Here is a 17,935-nt window from a genome sequence, read left to right on the forward strand (position 1 = left end):
ATGTAATATCTCTTTTCTTGATAGCCCTCAGGCCCCCTTCATTGAGTTAAGGCCATTATAAGGATTTTCCTAATGTATTGTCAATAATTTAACGACCGATCGTTCAAAAAAATGCAATTCAATTTATATAAGGATGACTGACCTCAACCAATAGTGAATACGTCAAGTTAAAGCCCTCCAAATGAGGAGGGCTTTAATCAGTCGAAATGTATGAATGGGCTGTCCCCTACTGTCCTCCAGTGGGGCCAGGAGCTGCTTGTGGCGGTCCACTCGGTTTGGTAGCTGCCATCATTCGCATAACTTGCCGGCTTGGTTTCGGATGCGGTTTGCGCCGTTGCCATTTTTCCTTGCGACAACAGTTTCCCGTTCTGAACAGGAACCACTACATCGTCGTCAACGTTGTACAGGATTTGGTCAAAATAATCATAGAAAGCGTAACCATTGGAGAACCAAACCGGGAGCAATCGTTCCTCGGTTGTCTATCGGCTGTTTTTCGGCTTCTACTACGATCAAGACGTGTGCCGCGCAGACCTGAATTTGAAGCCAAACCTTGTCCCTCAATGCACGGAATGGGAACCTGCCGGAACTTTGGGCGCGGGATCACGGATGGATTGCTTCCGGGGTTCCCGACGAAACCAAACCTTGAATGCTTACTTTCATATTGAATACCCTCCAGCATTTAGGTACTCTTGCTCCCATTCGTCGACAGGAATGGGGATGATGCGATTCAGGTAGCACTCCTTATATTTATCCAGACCAAATTTTATGGAGTATGACCAGTAAAGCCTATTCATCAAATCTTTGGCCGTATGCAATGCCGTTAATTCATAAGGCTCTAATCGTTCAAGCGATTTCGCGGGATAGATATCCGCTTCCACAATCGGATTGCCCATTCCCAGATCGCCGGTGTCGGGATCGATAGACACCAAATTGAATCGAGGAGAAAATGAATCCGGGTGATTTCCAAAATCTTGACTGATAAAATGTTTCGGTAAATCCACATCTGTTGTGGGGACAATCGCGGTATCTTTCAATTTTTGCGTTGCGGTCTGCTTCACCGCCGAATGCAGCACTCGGATAACTCGAAATTCTTGAATATCCTGTAATTTGACCTTGTCCCAAGCGGTGATAGAATTTTGCGAAAAGGCGTTAAACAGAATAATATATGGCTTCTTCAGCAATTGAATGACTGTTGAAACAGATTCAGTAACAGGTATAAAATATACCTCGTTTTCTTTCCAGCTAAACCGATTTAACATAACACCAAACCGCCCTTTGCATCATTTTTGCCCCTCACACCTTTATTGGAATCAACTTAACATTACCTTTTCCTGGAGGATTAGGCAAACCTCGCGTTCGATTCATAATGGGCATAAAAGGTGGTGCAATTCATCGTTGCTCTCTGTGCGATATCCTTGATGGTCATCGAATCAAATCCTTTACTCCGCAACAAGTCTCTGAATGCTTCCCTTATTAACATAACAAGCTATCGGTTCGACGATGACATCCACGAACGGAAAACGGCCATCTCCGCCCCATTGGACGGAAATGGCCGTTATGACGGCGCCTTTGCCGTCAGCTCGCCTTTGCGAGTTTTAAGCTGCGAACCGATGCCGCAGCGTATACGAAGAGCGCGGTCCAGATGAGCGCAAACCCGATAAGCAGAACCGGCGAGACCGATTCCTTGAACACGAATACGCTCAGTACAAGCATTATCGTTGGCCCGATGTATTGTACGAAGCCTAACGCGGACAGCGACATCCGGGCGGCCGCCCGCGCAAAGAAGAGCAGAGGCAGCGCCGTGACCACGCCGGAGAGAAGCAGTTCGATGAACGTGGACGCAGGTAGCGACCATGCCGTCGTCTTTCCCGCGGCGGCCAAATAAATCCAATAGGCGAGCGCGACGGGCAGGATTACAGCCGTCTCCGACAATAAGCCTACAGAAGCGTCTTGTACGATCTTCTTTTTCGCGAGGCCGTACAAGCCAAACGAAACGGCCAGTGAGATCGCGACCCACGGGAACCGTCCGTAGTCGATGGCGATGATGAGCACCGCAACGCCAGCGATGGCAATCGCGAGCCATTGGCCGCGGCTTGGCTTCTCACGAAGGAAGACGACCGCCAGCAGTACGTTCAGCAGCGGGTTCAAGTAATAGCCGAGACTTGTCTCGACAACATGGCCGCTGTTGACCGCCCAGATGAAGATGAGCCAGTTAGCGGCGATCAACAGGCCGCTGGCGGCGAGCGACAGCAGGAGCGAGCGGCTGGCGGCAATCCGCTTCATGTCACCCCAGCGACGCTGGACTGCGACGAGAATACCCATGAAGACGAACGACCAGACAACCCGATGTGACAGTATTTCGCCTGCCGGCACATTGTCGAACAACTTCCAATAAAGCGGGAGAACCCCCCACATGATATACGCGATAATCGCGTTGACCAGACCACTTTTCATAATGAATCCCCTCTTCTCTCTCTGATGTCTGAATGATTACTTTACATTTTTTCCAATGTTTTTGTTTTGGCAAAATCTCCGACCTAAAACAAAAAGACCGCAACGTATGCGGCTTTCCATGGTTTCTATAGGTTCCTGTCGTTTTCCACTAACGCAGTTGCCCCGTACTGAACATACCGTTCCGATTCTAATCGGTCTTGTTCCTTTTTGTCAATATACAATAATCATGCGGTTGGGTTTATTTTGCGGCTCGATGCAAGCAGAAACGGACTAGCGTATGGTCGAACGCTAGTCCGTTTCTATAGCTCATTGAACCTTATAACTTACCTTGTTTCGAATGTTTCACCCAAGTGGAGTTTTCGATCCCGCCGGTTTTGCAAGCATAACGGATGCGACTTTCCGTTGCGTGATTGTTCGGGACGCGGCCTGTCCATTTGCGGTAATCATCCAGCGTGGCCCAATAAAGTATTCTCAGCTATGCTTCTTCGTTAATATCCATTCCTTGATTTGGTTCGCCACTTGTGCAGGTGGTATATTCGTAGTGTCTATGATCGGTAAGTTTGCGTAAAAATAATTTTTATACAGTTGATCCGCGTAAATATTCGTACCCTCTATCCCCTGTTTCGTCCATTTGCCGCGTTTCTGCAATCGTTCAGTTCGGCAGGAGCTATTGCAATGGAGCAGTAAATAGTGGACTGGATGAAAGAAATGAAAATGATCACATATATTTACATCGTACGGATAAGGAACGGCTCCAAATAAAATGGTCGTATTCCCGCTTAATGAGTTTGCATATGCAATCCTGAGCCACAGTTGGCAAGCCGTCTGGAAATTTCCATCGACAATGATCGTGTCCATATCATAAACATTGAAGCCAGAACCCATTATTTTACGTACTACCTTTACAGCTGTCGATTTCCCTGAACCGCTAGTTCCTGCAACAATATAAAGAGGAAATGTCATCTATTCATCTCCCTTCCTGGTCAGTGAGGAGCTATAGATATAATATGGCAACCGAGTGGTGCAGGTACTGGGGAAATGCGGTTTTTTCGAAATTCACTGTTTTATGAGTTGATATATTCCGATAAAATCCCCACCAAACCATACTTATACTCGCTTAAATCATATAAAGAGTTATTCACTTTTTTCTTGGCTATGGTTAAGCCGTTAAAAATTTCTTCTTCCCATTCCCTCCTAGCTTCAAGAACCCGCAAAGTTCCTCCTAACCCTTTGTAATTATGCTTTTTTCCGTACCCTTGGTTTGTATAATATTCAATAAATCCCTCTGACCATTCTTTAGGCCTTTCCTTTACAGCCCTTCTGAAAGAAAGATCAAGATCGTTTTGTTCTATGTAAATCAACAATGGATTTAGCCGCTCAACGATGGTTGCGAGTTCTGTAACGTAACTTATAACGTCTTCCTTTTTTGCTCCATATTTAATCATCCCCATGGTTACAGGGTTTTGTATAAAACAGCAATCAAAAACAAACGTTTCCGAACCATTCAAAGCATTTTCCGTAAACTTCTTCCATCTTTCTACAATCCGCTTCCTGTTTTGATCCAACGGCAATTCATATACATCGTTTTTGGCAACGGCGTGCAGCAATTCATCTGGAAAATCTGCCCCATACTCATTCTTTATTTTTCGATATTGCAGGAAGTAATGGTTATTTTGTTTTATCACATGATGACTTAACAAGTCCTTGAAATTTATATGGGTACTTAATAGCTCATCGAATTCACATTTCTGAAAAAAGGCGACTCCCTCGTAATCAGCGGGATGTTCTGGATTTCCTTCCAAGAATAGCTGCGATTTCATGTTCATCTCTGTAAGTATTTCATGAACCAATTGAGCGGTTGTTGTTTTCCCGAATCCCGGTAACCCCTCAATCAGGATTAATTTCGAATTCATCATTGGGCCCCCCATTCCTGATTAGGAGGATAAGCAGGGAATTTCCTGCTAATTCCTCATCTCATAGATTTTTTGCAGAGTGTTGATGTGCAGCGTTCTTTCATCGTTTTGTTCTTGGGGGTGGTTTCCCGATCCTGCGTCCATAAACCACTCTACAAGCCTGTATCCGAACAAGAGTAGAATCATCTCATAAACGCAGTTATCCGTTAGGTGTGAAACGTCCGCGTATTCCGAAAAGCCCTTGTAATACGCCGGGATACATCTATGGTAATATTCAACCATGTGTTCAATATCGGCTTCATCCGCGATCAAACTTGCGACATCTTCACCCAAATAACCCCATCCCGCGGTATCCCAGTCCAGGAGTATGGTTTTACCGTCTGAATAGAATAGGTTTGCCACCCAAAAATCCCTGTGACACAGCACGATCGGCAGCTTTTCAATACGGTTGAATATTTCATCTGCTTGTTCATCAATGTCGATGAGCATGTTACACAAGTGTTTCGGGATTTCGCAATCGTCGGAGCGTATATAATCGTACACTCGATTCCATGACCCATAATGAAGATAGAAGTTCTTCATATAATTCACGTTGCTCAGGTTGGTCAAGCTCTGTAAAACCACTGGCTGCTCGGCATATAACTTGCCTTGGAACCGCCCTAGTTCCTCGGCTGCGCGTTCATACATATCGCCGGTCAAGTCTAAACCGGATATGCCATCGATATATTCCATCCAAATCTGCGTTTCGTTTTGTTCTTCGTTCATTTCAGCGTGATAACATTCAGGCCAACGGAATGATTCTGAAAACAGAACGCCTAAATTGGATTTATAGAAGTCATATTCCCTACGCCAGGAATCGGGATCACCGTAGCGCTTCCATTTCTTTTGCGTCTTTAAAACGATTTTATAGGGAAAATCCCCGCCATCCGTGGTTTTGGCATAGCCCGTTACAACCTGTACATCCCCCACTGTACCGCCATGCAATGATTTGGTTTGAAAATCGGCGCTGACTATTTTTGTACCGAGCATATTGCTTAAAATCTGTGTCAGTGTTGCGGCTTTTAATTCGCTCATTATGAAGCCCTCCATTCCACTGTTAATAAGGTTAAACCCGCAATTATACATAAACATCATATTTGAAAAGATGACAACGACGAAAGGTCGACTATAAATATACTCATCTATTCCCTCATCCAGAGCTCATTTTCATAACAAAACCTCCCGTCTAGAAGCTATATTTTAATTAGCTCCTAGACGGGAGGTTATAATTTTACCGATTGATATGATACAAAATCGCACTGTAAAGAAAATCCGCTAAATCCTCACTGCCATACTGATTAAAATAGTTTTTAAATCGTGCATCGAATTTGTAGGTATGGGCAATGCAAGCCAGTAACTCTGCATCACAAGTCATGAATTGACTTAGATTTTCTTTCCACTCCTCGATGAGTCGCTGCACTTCATCGGAGGCAGGATCCTGATCGATACAAGCCGCCATTTGTTTGAATATTTCCTCCATAGATTGAAAGCGTTCCTCTTGATCCTCTGAAGATAATTTTTCCAACGTTTCATTAAACTCTTTATACGTTTCTGTTTCACCATAAATGAATTTTGCCTCATTTGCGTATTGTTCTTTCAATGGCAAAACGGAAGAATTGTTAAAGATTTGCAACTGACTAATGTCCTTCCCCGAAACGTATTCGTCGAGGGCTATCATGATGGTTTCTAGTCTTTGTTTTTTCGATAATAGGGTTTGTCTCTTCTTCTTTAATATTAGTTTCTGTTCTTGTTTGGTCAGCTTTAAAATGTCCGCAATCTCTTTCAAGGAAAAATCCAATTCCTTGAATAGCAAAATCGTCTGAAGCGTTCCCAGACTGCTTCGATCATATAGGCGATACCCTTTTTCCGTCAGATGTGTCGGTTTAAATAAATGAATTCTATCGTAATAATGCAGGGTCCGAGCTGTAATGCCCGTAATCTGAACAATATCTTTAACAGCTAATAATGGTTTCTTCATCCCAAAATCCTTTTACCTCGTCTAGTATTTGAGCGGCAGGGGTTACTGTGGCCTCAAAGATCGTTCTTCCTGTTTTTCTTAAATAATATCGGATTAAATAATATCCGCAAGCGTAGCCAGCGCTATAAGGCATATTGACTGGTTTAAAGTTTCGAAGTTTTGCGATCTCGTCACCGTAAAGATACGGAGCAAATTTATCAAACCCGGTTAATTGCAATTGCTCTTTAAGCACAGGCTTTATGCGCCTGTTAAGTGTTTCTGCGTTTGTTTTCGTTACCCAAGGGCCGAGCAATTCTTCTCCAAACAGGAACGTAGCATAGTTTTCGGCCAATCCTTCACTTACAATTAGTTCGCCCAAATTAACGGTGTGATCCCACTGAATAAATTGATACCTCACATTATGGTTGCATTCGTGCGCCAGCGCAGCCTTCATTCGAGGAATCGTGTACTCATTTGGCAAGATTGTGCCCCAGATAAACCCGGGAATGCCCCCAAAGCCGCTATATCCCTCGTTTATGGTTAAGGAACGGTTTTCCGGATTCCCAAGTTGAATGGTAAACAAATAGTCGGATACGGGGAGGTTTATTTCATGTTCAATAAATAGTTGTAGGCTTTTCTTAACAGTTTCCTCACATTCTAGCCAAAAAGAATCTGACGAAATCAACTCCACCTCGCGTAGAATCTGCTGGTTGATCTGATCTGGGGATCGATGCATCATACTATTAAACGTAATAACGTCAAAACCATTCGCCTTTTCAGCTCTAAAACGGATCTGTTGAATTTGCCATTGTTTCATAAAGGGAGCCATCATTTCGTTTCTGAACAATTCAAGCTTTTCCTCGGGCGAAGCCTGGGCTATTTTTTGATAAATTTGATCTGAACGCAGTGATTTTATATTCATTTCTCCCACCCCAAGTAGTTTATAGGGAGAATTATGCACTATGACCCAACGTCATAGTCAAGAACTTTGAATCAAATACTTCATTCAGAGGATTATTAAATGGGTAGTAGTAAGTTAGATGAATTCTTTTCGGGATTTCTTTGTAACAGGTTGAAAAAGCCACTTGCACTTTCTCATTATCTCTGCATCATCCATTTTATGGAAGATGCTAACTCGTCCGTTTTGGCCGACGCAGACAAATGACCGATCTGAACGGTTGAGACAGGCTTTGGCTTTGATTTACCCTTTAGAATTGTCCTCTGTATAAGCTATCTAATATCCATACCGAAACGTATATCCAAAGGATCATGAGGATACTTATTGGTATGAACCAACCTTCTCGAAAGATTAACAAATGACATAGATACCCTAAATATATAGTAGCACCTACAACGGCAAAGACTGCTGCTTTCCATATCCAATGTTGCCGGAAGTACCCCCATACCATAATTGGATATGAGATGGTAAAAAAGACTAGATATAGACCGTACCGGCTTATTTTGGGGTTAGAAAGCAAAGTTGCCTTAAATCGCATAAGGCCGGACAAGTCGAGTACACCCCATAAAAAGAGTACAGTACAGACTGGGAACATTCCAAATATGATATAGCCATAGTAGTATATCGTTCGAAGCCCCTGGACTAAGCGGGAGTACATCCATTTCGTAATGACAAACATCAGGAGCAGTCCAATGAATGTCATCCAGGTTTTCCACCAATGTTGACTGTATATACCCAACGCCTTAAAGAATTCTTCCACTACACAGTAAAGGAAGGCAACAACCACATACCAAGAAAACAGCTTTTGGCGAACCGCCAATAACAACGCAGATGCTGCCACAGCGGTCTGCGAGAACAGGTTGCCCACTAACACATCATTAAAGGGATCAAGGTTTGGACTGCGGATAATCTTTGGGTAATATACATATGCATCTAGGAAAATAAGGATAAATGTTTCGAAATATAGAGGAAGGCCGACAAGAGTCAAATAGAACGCAAAGGTTCTGCAGCGGTTTTCCGAAAGGTACAAAGTATAGACGACTTGAATTATGGTTGTGACACCTAATAACAAATACCAGATGGTATTAGACCAGAAGTGGCTCATAACAAGACTCTTTTCAATAAGGGGAATGTTGTAACATAAAATTATTATTACCATTTTTTAAGTATAAAAACGTACTGAAAGACGAAGGAAAAATAAATAGTCGAACTAACGAGGATATCCGGACAATGAGTACGCATTATATCCCCGCCAATCATCCCATGATTAAAGCACTACAATCGGCTTATCAATCAATTACAGGGGATGAACCCGCGCTTTTAACATCAGGCGGGGCAACGTATGCATCGTTATTAAAAAATGCTGTGGCTTATGGTGCGCTGTTCCCAGGTAAGGAAAATAGCTCTCACCAAAATGATGAATTTATAGAAATCGATGATTTAATCAAAGCGACAGCCTTCTAAGCCAGAGCATTATATGAATTAAGCTACTTATAAAATCAAAAATGTTTCTTATAATCAACGAAGGAGCTGGCCGCGGCTGGTCCTATCGCCTTTCGCCGATATGACCGTTAAGCTGAACCGTATCATACGATAAAAGCTGAATCATTGTGTTCCTCGCCTGTCAGTTATACGGTGCACCGCTGGAGTTTATCCAGGGAATGCTTGGGCACGAAAAAGCATCCACCACACAGATTGATGCTCAGCTTCGTGGAGAACGGCGAAAAGAATTGTACCGACGGTATCTTTAGGAGTTTGTACTAACCACCAACTACTGTGGTCATCTGAGATCGTCAGGTCAGGATTGCTTTAGCCTAGAGTAAGAAAAAACGCTAAGTCGGTCACCTCCGAAGGCTCAGCGTATATTTTCGTTAAAATGTTGGCGGGACCCCGAAATGAAGTATGTTGTTGCAGAAGGAAATAAGGTAATTGCACAAAAGATTATAGTCGGTCAAGATGTTCAAAGCATCATAAATATGCGGGTTAGCGAGCGCCTCCCCCATCCCCATAAAGGAGACGCTGTCCAAGCTGTGACTGTTCAAGTGAAAATATAGCAATTGATCGGTAATTTCGTCGGGCGTCAAATTTCTTTTCAGTCCGATCGTACCGGTGGCGCAAAACTTGCACCCATACTCACAACCGCACTGAGTTGAAACACAATATGATTTCCACCCGGGATAAGGAAAACGATACCGGAATGGGAAACGTTTTCCTTACAGGCCTCATCTTACAGTTTATAAATCCAAAAGGCGTTCTTATGGGAGTAACGGTAACAGCAACCTTCATTGTTCCCTATTCAACCTCTTACTTACATTATCTTTCGTTCTCTTTACTTTTGGGAACGGTAGGGTTTATAAGCACCTTCAGCTGGAACCTGCTTGGCTCGCTCTTCCAAAAACTCTTGGTACGTTATGACATCCATTTAAAATAATCATGGCGGCCATGTTGGTATACTGCGCCTTTTCAATGACTCTCAAATAGGCAGCGGTGTTAAAATGTTGGATGCAATTTGCTAGTTGTTCCGCATGAGTTAAGACAAGCATATGATCGGCCCCTCGAAATATCAGGGGCGGCCGCACTTAACTTAATTCTTTGAATTGTCCATAGATGAAACAATATTCATTAGAAATTGCATGTTTGGCATATTAATGCCTAATCCTAAGCCGGTTTCAAAAATCTCTTTAAAATTCTGCACCATTTCATCAATGCTATCTACCGCATGGGCAGTATATCTTTGCATTACAGGATTTTTAGTAAAATTTAATCGAAACATCGGGTACAATAAGAATAGTGGAAGTGAGATCATTTTTACCTCCCCATACTTTTTTAAGTTGACCCCCCGTTTTTCACAAATTTTGTAGCATTCCCGCATAGCTTTAAACGACGTTTTAATAAGCCGCTTATCACTCAGCAATGTATTGATATCGCGATACTTTGCAAGAGCCGCACCTAATGGAGCCGATCCAACATTATGCACCCATAACCAATGCAACGGATTTTCTTCTATTTGAGGTATAATACCACAGCTTTTAAACAGTTCGGACACATTGTTTAGAAGCGACTGCTGTTCCGGATAGACTGCCCCAAGCATCATATCGTCTCCTAAATTGGCCCAGAGCTGATTTCCACGGAAAGTCCCGCCTCCGCCTGCGTATCCCACAACATAATGGTTCTTGCCGAGTATTTTGTCATATTCGCTGCTCATGTTCCAATCCAATGTCATAAGAAGGTAATTTGCATTCGGAACCTGTGCTGCCAGTGTACGCAGAACTTCTGGTAGCTGAATGGTTTTTACAGGAACTATAATTAAATCATAGTTGCCCTTCGCATCATCAACACAGTGATATGTATAACTGCCGGTTGTATTCTGATGTTTTTTATCCTGACGCTCGTCAATAAAATCAAAGGTGATTTTATTTTTGTTCAAAAGTGCCAGCTTCTCCTGACGGACATAGTGAAACACATGGTGTTTTTGGGACAAGGCACATCCATAAAGCGATCCGATCACGCCGGTGCCGACGATTAATACGTTCATAGTAATACTCCTCTATTCAAAATGGTGAAGAAAAGAAAGCAACCCTGGCTTTGCTTTCAGAGCGTTTGTAAGGAAGTTATCGAAAGCTTTTAATTTGGTGGGCATCTCTTTCGGCTCCCAGCCAAACAAATCCGCATCAAAATAGAAGTTCGTTAACGTGAGGATCATCTCTGCTGTCTCAAGTGGATGCTCTGTTTCAAATATTTTTTCCTGAATACCCTGTTCGATAATTTTTGCATATAAAGGAGCTAATGTTTTAACCAATGCTACCATTAATTTTTGATGGAAAATTGCGTTAGATGTAGTATTTATACTTTCCAACTTCATCTCATTTTCTTTGAATAATTCAATACAAGAAATAATTAGATTTTTAAGGTTGACCTCTGCCGGTAATTTTCCATTAATCTGTCCAGTAACCTTCTGATAACAATCTTTTGCATACAATGATACAGCCGCGTCAGCGCATGCTTCCTTGGTAGCAAAATAATGATAAAACGCTCCTTTTGAGATATTAAGTTCCTTTACAATTAAAGAAAGCGTTGTGTTTTCGTATCCATACTTGATAAAAATATCAAATATTTCTTTTGAAAGTTCATTTCTTTTATTCTCATATTTATCGTTTGATCTTGACATGTTTTACCTCCATTAAATAAACCGACCGACGGTTTAAATATAGCACGAATTTTGAGATTGTCAACATTGTTTAACTTTGGCATCGTATTCCGGAAAACCGTGCCAGGCTTTACGCCAAAAGTGAATAGAAAATGCTGCGGATCTGCAGAGTAATAAAACCGGAAAGTAACGGGAAATCTAACAAGGATCTCAGGTCAACTCTGGACCGGAAATATGAATAAGGGGTGGAGCACGATGAAAGTAGTGGTGACAGGAGCAGCCGGAAAAATCGGCCGATGGGCGGTAAGAACCATAATGGAAGCCGGTCATGATGTTATAGCCACAGATCGATTATTAAGGGAGGAATCTGCATCAAAAAATTTTATTCAAGCGGAGTTACGTGATTATGGTCAAGTCTGTCAGCTTTTGATGGGAAAAGATGCCGTTGTCCATCTTGGGAACATCCCAACCGATGTAAGGAATACCCCCCAGGCGATATTCGAGAATAATATGCTGGTTAACTTTAATATCCTTGAAGCATGTAAAGATTTTAAAATCCCCAAGCTGGTATGGGCATCAAGCGAAACGGTTTTGGGCTATCCTTTTGTTCCGGAACAACTTGATTACCTTCCTGTTGATGAGGAGCATCCAACTACAGCAAAGTCATCGTATGCCATGGCGAAGCTTCTGACCGAATACCTAACTGGCATGTATCACAAACTTACGAATCAACAGCTCGTCACCCTGCGCTTTGCGAATATGTATGAACCTGATGAATATGAAAAAATCCCGATCATGCATTGGAATGATGAACAAAAGGATATTCAAAAGAAAAACGCCTGGGCCTATTGTGATGTTAGAGATGCAGCTAAGGCCTGTCTTCTTGCAATAGAGAAGGACAATTTAGGTAATCAGGTATTCCATATCACAGCTCCGGACACCATCATGCCGGATCTTAGCCAGGATTTGGTCAAACGATTTTTTCCCAATGTGTCCTTAAAGAGAGAGGTGCAGGGACATGAGACGCTGATGGCAATAGATAAGGCCAGGAATATTCTTGGATATGAACCGCATTATTCATGGCGAAGTGTTCTTAATCACGACGGTACAACGAAAGCGCTGCCTGAAGATCAGCTTGCTTTATCTAAAACAAACATATAATAATCAGATTATAAGTTAGTTCCTGGGGCGGGTTTTTGCTTACCCGGAGGGAAACCGGCATAATCGATCTGCAATACTTGGGCTAATTCCCGGTCCACTGTAACCAGATCCATTTTGTTGATTTGTGCCAAATCCGTTTTGCCAAGGACGTAAGCGACTAATTTCATTTCTTCGACGGACGACTTGAGGAAATTGGCCAAATGTTCAGCACCCTTTTCAACGTCCAAATCTTCTTTGAACTTTCCCAAATATAAAGGGATTTGCGGCGGGGGGGCGGTCGACAGCGCCTCCGCCATTTGCGTCTGAAGTAGGGCTATCAGGGCGATTGAACCGATGTAGACCGCGTCCGCCCCTAATGCCATTGCTTTGAGAAAGTGCCCCGGAGTCGTTAACCCCCCACTAGCGATGACGGAAATGCTTTGTTTGACTCCGCGTTCTTCCAAATATTGAACCGTTCTTGCCAACGCAAATAACGTTGGCAGCCCGACGTCATCCAGAAGTGTTGTCGGACCTCCCTGCGTTCCTGCTTCCGCACCATCCACGACAAAATAATCGACTTTCGCTTGAACGGCCACCTCCAACTCCCGTTCCATAAAATGAGTCGCACAGATTTTAATGCCTACCGGCACTCCGTATTTGCTTTTCAAGTTCTGTACCAGTGAAATAATGTCCTCCGTTTTGTTTACTCCCAAGATACGGGAATGAATGACGGCATTTTCGCCGGGTTCCAGTTTTTTGGCGATCCGCAAATCCTGCTCAATCTGGTGCGATCCCATCGATTTCGGGGCGGCCGCAAGAGCTCCTTGACCGAGCTGGATTTCTATAGCGTCCAATTGCCGGAGAGATTCATCGTTGTTCATCCATCCGCCGCGATGATACTGGCCGATGAAAAACTTGGCTTCCCTTCGCTCCTCTTCGATTAAAGGGGCTTCTCCTGAGTTGGTTGCCGTACCGGCTTTACTGGCACCGCGAGCCAAAGCGACCTTCACCTTCAAACTTAGGGCTCCACCATAAGACATGCCGCTGATGAGAATAGGAATTTCCAGATGTAGTGGCTTTTTCGCTTGAGGACCAATAGTGACGCCTGTTTGGATTTGTACGTCGTCTTGCGTGGGCAAGCGGAACATATGAACGGGGTTAAGCAAAATTTTCTGCCAGTCCGACAACACAATCGGACTTCCCAAAGTACGTTTGATTGCTTTTCCGCTTTCCGCCCGTATCCCGGCTTCAATGATCACCTGCGGCGTCAGCTTTTGCATAATTGTAAACATGGAAAACACATTTTCCGTATATGGATCTTGCATCATACGCTTCATATAATGGTCCACCATGGTGTCCATTACACCATTCGTCATTTTGCGAATTATCCAACGAAACAATGAAATTCCCCCTTGTGCGCTAATGTTCTTTACATAGCACCGCTAGTATTATGAAAGGAAATGGATTGGCTGTTATGTATTGACTTATTATTTGTTAATGAGCCCATCCTATTCATGGGATTCCGTATACTTAACGACCTAAAACAAAAAAGCCGCAACTTCTCCGGCTTTCAATATCTATATGTTCTTCTCATTTGACAACTTTAAGGCGTCCCCCGCCCGGTTATGTTTGATAAAGTAGGATGCTTTTGGGTACCCTCGGATGTCCCTTTAGCAAAGTTCTCGTTGTCTGGATGGAGAAATTGAATCGGCACGAGAACCTCATTCATTTTGAATCCCTTTGAACCGTAGATAACGAAACGAGGACCGGACCGGCAAAATCCGAAGCTTCCTCACCTTTTGGATTGCGAAGACGGAACAGGAACGCGTCACCTGTTTCCGACTTCCACACGATATAATCGCGAATCCCTTCACCACTCGAGGCTTGAAGATAGATCTCGGCGGAACCCAGGGGATGCTCGACAAGCTCACCACTAAAATCGGATACTTCGCCGAACTTTTCCAATTCCGCCTTTCCTGCAGTTTCGAGCTGCTTTAGATCATAATTTGCAGGTAGCGATCCGATTTTGACATCGTATTCCGGATTGCTGCTAAGAAACAGACGTCCTTCGGCAGCGTCGAATGCAAACTTTTCGAATACATATAAAGAAAAGCCCTCACCTTGATGCAAAGTGGCCGTGTGTGATTGGTTGCCCTCACCAGTCATCAAATCAAATGTTTCGGTCTGGGGACGCGTCACTTCGGGAAGGGGAGCTTTCTCGTTCTCAGCCGCAGGAGCCGTGGCCGATTCATTAGCCGGTGTTGAAGTTTCAGGGCTGGCGGAAGGTTCAGTTGCTCCTGAGCAAGCTGTAAGCGATAGAACCATGACGAAAATCGAGATTTTCATGAAAGTAGAATACTTTTGATACACGTGATCACGCCTTTCTATTTTTAATGATTTCAGATATCTGCAATCGGTTAGTGCTCATTATGAGTTATTACCCATGTGAGGAATTAGAAACACAAACAGTGAAAGTTGGTATATCGAATCCTTAGGTCCTCCCTGCCTAGTGCAACTATTCTGAGCACTTAAGTTGAAAATATCCTTCTTATCTATCCTATGCGCCGTCGGGTTCATCGCACAATCAACCCATTACAATATTTCGATATACCCTTCCGTTCCATGCACGCGAATCCGTTGCCCGTCCTTGATCAGTTTTGTGGCATTCTCCACTCCAACAACGGCGGGTAAGCCATATTCACGTGCAATAACCGCGCCATGAGTCATCAGTCCCCCAACCTCGGTGACCAGGCCTTTGATGGATACAAACAGCGGTGTCCAGCTGGGATCGGTAAAGGCGGTGACCAATATATCTCCATCTTCCAGATCAGCATCTTCCATGTTTAAGATGACACGTGCCCGCCCCTCTATCACTCCGGAAGAAACAGCTAGACCCGCAATGGCTCCGGCGGGGAGATGTTCCCGTTTGTACCTGCCTGTAATGATTTCGCCATCAGAAGTAATAACGCGCGGCGGAGTTAGTTTTTCATATAATTTGTACTCGTCTTTTCGTTTGCTGATGATCCGGTAATCCAATTGATTGGTGCGCACGACTTCATGAAGTTCCTCAAAAGTCAGATAGTAGATATCTTCTTGTTCACGAATAACGCCGAATTGCACGAGTCGCTCGGCTTCTTTCAGTAAAGCCTGCTTATAAACGAAGTAGCGGCTAACATAACCGTATTTGGGATACTCCCTATACCCAATGAAATTTCGAATCAGATCGATCATTCGTTTGGTTTCTTTAGCCTTTTGTTCGCCATCAGGCAATGCCTTCAATCGTTCCAATAACTCTTGTTCTTTTGCCAAAGCTTCCTTCCGCCCTTGTTCAAATTTCCGACTGCTGGCATTTGGCTCAAAGTTTTTGATGTTGCCAAGAATCATCGGGACGAGAGTGATTGGTTTTTCGCTCCATCGAGTTCTCGTAATATCGATCTCTCCGGTACACCGCATTCCGTATTTGCCGAGATAATCATAGATCGCATCACGGGTTTCCTGTCCGCCCTTAAACTTAACCAGTTCTCCCCAAAAGTCATCCTCTTTTGCTTGTTCTAAATAATTTATGACTTCCGGATAAGGGCGAATCACATCCGCGACATCCAATAATGCCAACCCCATTTCCGAAGTAATATTGTTTGGCACGGATTGAGAAACCGTATCTGCCGCGTTTTTTTCGCCCAACCATTTGTACATGTTTTCATTGATCCATGAGGAAGCCTCCATAGCAGACATAAACACAGCCGTACTTTGCGGATCAAATAAAATCTTCTTTAATTGCTGCTGGATATCATCCAGGATAAAATCAAACAAATCAGATCCAGATTTCGTTTGGATGTTTTGCTTTAACTCTTCAATAGATGTTTGAGTACGCTTAATCAACTCGGAAACGATGGTCGGATTGTTTTCGAGTTGGGTCAGCATATCTGTGTTGCTTTTGCCCGGAACCGGTGCTGTTTGATTATTTGGTAACAATTTTATAAAATTTCGCTCTACTATGGTCATGAGTGCGTCTTTTGTGAGCGGATCGGATTGTCCGAGGGTATTTACTAAAGTTTCTCTACCGGCAGGTGAAGCCAGCATAGGTGCAACGTCGACAAATAACCTTCCACCGGCTTTACGCATAGGCGCGGGAGTAATTAACAGATAAAAAGACAATCCCAATGGTTTAATGGGATCTGTCATCATTTGTTGATGAGCAACGGATAGATAAACGTGATTTTCTTGATCATTCGCTTCAGGGATCGGGTATAAAGTCGTGATTGGACGGCTCTGGACAATATAAAAAGTGCCGTCAGCCAAACACCATTCAATATCTTGCGGCTGGCCGAAATAAGCTTCGATCTGTCTTCCGATGCGTGCCAGTTGTAAAATTTGTTCTTCAGTAAGCGTTTGAGTCTTCTGCTGATCGGAATCGATCTGCCGGGTCTCCGTCCCGCCTTCTTTCCGTCCATAGATCGCCAATGTTTTGGTAGCTATCCTCTTCTCGATGATTTCCCCTTCCCGTACTTTATAACCATCGGCAGATACCAAGCCGGAGACCAACGCTTCGCCAAGTCCAAAACTGGCATCGATCGATAGCAGCTTTCGGTTTCCGGTCATCGGATCAGCGGTAAATAAAATCCCTGAAGCCTGCGGGAAAACCATCCTTTGAACGATAACGGATAAATAAACTTGACGGTGGTCGAATGCGTTTTGCATCCGGTAGATAACCGCGCGCTCCGTAAACAGGGAGGCCCAACATTTGCGGATATGCTGCATGATGGCATCGACGCCGACGATATTTAAATAGGTGTCTTGTTGACCGGCAAAAGAGGCATGCGGCAAATCTTCGGCAGTCGCGCTAGAACGCACGGCATAAGCATGTTCCTCGCCAAACCGGGAGAGATAGTGAGTAACTGTTTTCACAACATCGGAAGGAATTTCTACTTCCATCAGCGTTTCCCTGATCTTCCTGCTGATTTCACCAATTTGCTCTCGATCTTCTTCTTTTAGCGTGGCTAGTCGATTCAATAATGCATGATACGTTTCATTATGTTCAATGGCTTGTCGATATCCCGCGGTTGTAACACAAAATCCTTCCGGCACGCGTATTCCTTGGATTTTGGATAGTTCCCCCAAATTCAACCCTTTTCCTCCGACGAGCGAATGCTGTGTTTTATCCATTTCCTGAAAGCCTAGAACAATAGAACTCATTGAACATCTCTCCTAACCATCGATTTGAGAAAAAAACAGTTGACACGAGTTTGCCGCCATGATACTATTAAGATGTAAAATGCGGTACATGTAACAATAAATAAAAGACTTGCGCTCTGATTATAACATTGAGC

General features: G+C 43.6%; 15 protein-coding genes and 2 pseudogenes. 2 read left to right on the forward strand and 15 right to left on the reverse strand.

Going from position 1 to position 17,935, the window contains the following annotated elements; translation table 11 throughout:
• Nucleotides 1-197 precede the first annotated feature (197 nt).
• The 9 genes from V4U84_RS16655 to V4U84_RS16695 form a co-directional block, all read right to left on the reverse strand.
• Entirely contained in the window at nt 198-464 is a 267-nt protein-coding gene (locus V4U84_RS16655; RefSeq protein WP_334074523.1) for a hypothetical protein, read from the reverse strand.
• Nucleotides 465-656: 192 nt separating this feature from the next.
• Nucleotides 657-1,259 (reverse strand): hypothetical protein, encoded by a 603-nt coding sequence (locus V4U84_RS16660; RefSeq protein ID WP_334074524.1) that lies wholly within the window; start codon nt 1,257-1,259, stop codon nt 657-659.
• An 80-nt stretch (nt 1,260-1,339) separates the two neighbouring features.
• Nucleotides 1,340-1,480, reverse strand: a complete 141-nt coding sequence (locus V4U84_RS16665) for a TetR family transcriptional regulator (RefSeq protein WP_334074525.1) — start codon at nt 1,478-1,480, stop codon at nt 1,340-1,342.
• Between the two features lie 95 nt (nt 1,481-1,575).
• Nucleotides 1,576-2,454: an EamA family transporter RarD gene (gene rarD / locus V4U84_RS16670; protein WP_334074526.1), complete on the reverse strand. Its 879-nt coding sequence runs from the start codon at nt 2,452-2,454 to the stop codon at nt 1,576-1,578.
• Between the two features lie 471 nt (nt 2,455-2,925).
• Complete coding sequence (locus V4U84_RS16675; RefSeq protein WP_334074527.1) at nt 2,926-3,417, reverse strand: AAA family ATPase; 492 nt, start codon at nt 3,415-3,417, stop codon at nt 2,926-2,928.
• A gap of 101 nt (nt 3,418-3,518) precedes the next feature.
• Nucleotides 3,519-4,367, reverse strand: a complete 849-nt coding sequence (locus V4U84_RS16680) for a P-loop NTPase family protein (protein WP_334074668.1) — start codon at nt 4,365-4,367, stop codon at nt 3,519-3,521.
• A gap of 48 nt (nt 4,368-4,415) precedes the next feature.
• A complete protein-coding gene (locus V4U84_RS16685) occupies nt 4,416-5,441 on the reverse strand; it encodes an aminoglycoside phosphotransferase family protein (RefSeq protein WP_334074528.1) in 1,026 nt (341 codons plus the stop codon).
• Nucleotides 5,442-5,637: 196 nt separating this feature from the next.
• Entirely contained in the window at nt 5,638-6,384 is a 747-nt protein-coding gene (locus V4U84_RS16690) for a MerR family transcriptional regulator (protein ID WP_334074529.1), read from the reverse strand.
• A complete protein-coding gene (locus V4U84_RS16695; protein WP_334074530.1) occupies nt 6,359-7,285 on the reverse strand; it encodes a DUF2268 domain-containing putative Zn-dependent protease in 927 nt (308 codons plus the stop codon). Before V4U84_RS16695 ends, V4U84_RS16690 begins: the two co-directional genes overlap by 26 nt.
• Nucleotides 7,286-8,554: 1,269 nt before the next feature.
• On the opposite strand from V4U84_RS16695, the pseudogene V4U84_RS16700 reads away from it, so the two are divergent.
• Nucleotides 8,555-8,785, forward strand: a pseudogene (locus V4U84_RS16700) (M20/M25/M40 family metallo-hydrolase); the annotation flags it as partial.
• A 473-nt stretch (nt 8,786-9,258) separates the two neighbouring features.
• Here V4U84_RS16700 and V4U84_RS16705 read toward each other — a convergent pair.
• The 3 genes and pseudogenes from V4U84_RS16705 to V4U84_RS16715 form a co-directional block, all read right to left on the reverse strand.
• A pseudogene (locus tag V4U84_RS16705) lies at nt 9,259-9,495 on the reverse strand (radical SAM protein); the annotation flags it as partial.
• A gap of 410 nt (nt 9,496-9,905) precedes the next feature.
• Complete coding sequence (locus tag V4U84_RS16710) at nt 9,906-10,856, reverse strand: ketopantoate reductase family protein (RefSeq protein ID WP_334074533.1); 951 nt, start codon at nt 10,854-10,856, stop codon at nt 9,906-9,908.
• 12 nt (nt 10,857-10,868) lie between these two features.
• Nucleotides 10,869-11,489, reverse strand: coding sequence for a TetR/AcrR family transcriptional regulator (locus V4U84_RS16715; protein WP_334074534.1), 621 nt, complete (start codon nt 11,487-11,489; stop codon nt 10,869-10,871).
• A gap of 234 nt (nt 11,490-11,723) precedes the next feature.
• Between V4U84_RS16715 and V4U84_RS16720 the strand changes: the two genes are divergently transcribed.
• Nucleotides 11,724-12,629 (forward strand): NAD-dependent epimerase/dehydratase family protein, encoded by a 906-nt coding sequence (locus tag V4U84_RS16720; protein ID WP_334074535.1) that lies wholly within the window; start codon nt 11,724-11,726, stop codon nt 12,627-12,629.
• Between the two features lie 8 nt (nt 12,630-12,637).
• Here V4U84_RS16720 and V4U84_RS16725 read toward each other — a convergent pair whose 3' ends face one another.
• The 3 genes from V4U84_RS16725 to ppsA form a co-directional block, all read right to left on the reverse strand.
• The gene (locus tag V4U84_RS16725; protein ID WP_334074536.1) at nt 12,638-14,008 is read right to left on the reverse strand and encodes an FMN-binding glutamate synthase family protein; all 1,371 of its coding nucleotides are present in this window, start codon (nt 14,006-14,008) and stop codon (nt 12,638-12,640) included.
• A gap of 325 nt (nt 14,009-14,333) precedes the next feature.
• A complete protein-coding gene (locus V4U84_RS16730) occupies nt 14,334-14,978 on the reverse strand; it encodes a hypothetical protein (RefSeq protein ID WP_334077573.1) in 645 nt (214 codons plus the stop codon).
• A gap of 222 nt (nt 14,979-15,200) precedes the next feature.
• A complete protein-coding gene (gene ppsA, locus V4U84_RS16735) occupies nt 15,201-17,801 on the reverse strand; it encodes a phosphoenolpyruvate synthase (RefSeq protein ID WP_334074538.1) in 2,601 nt (866 codons plus the stop codon).
• Between the last annotated feature and the right edge of the window lie 134 nt (nt 17,802-17,935).

Source organism: Paenibacillus sanfengchensis (genome assembly GCF_036864765.1).
Lineage (GTDB): Bacteria > Bacillota > Bacilli > Paenibacillales > Paenibacillaceae > Fontibacillus > Fontibacillus sanfengchensis.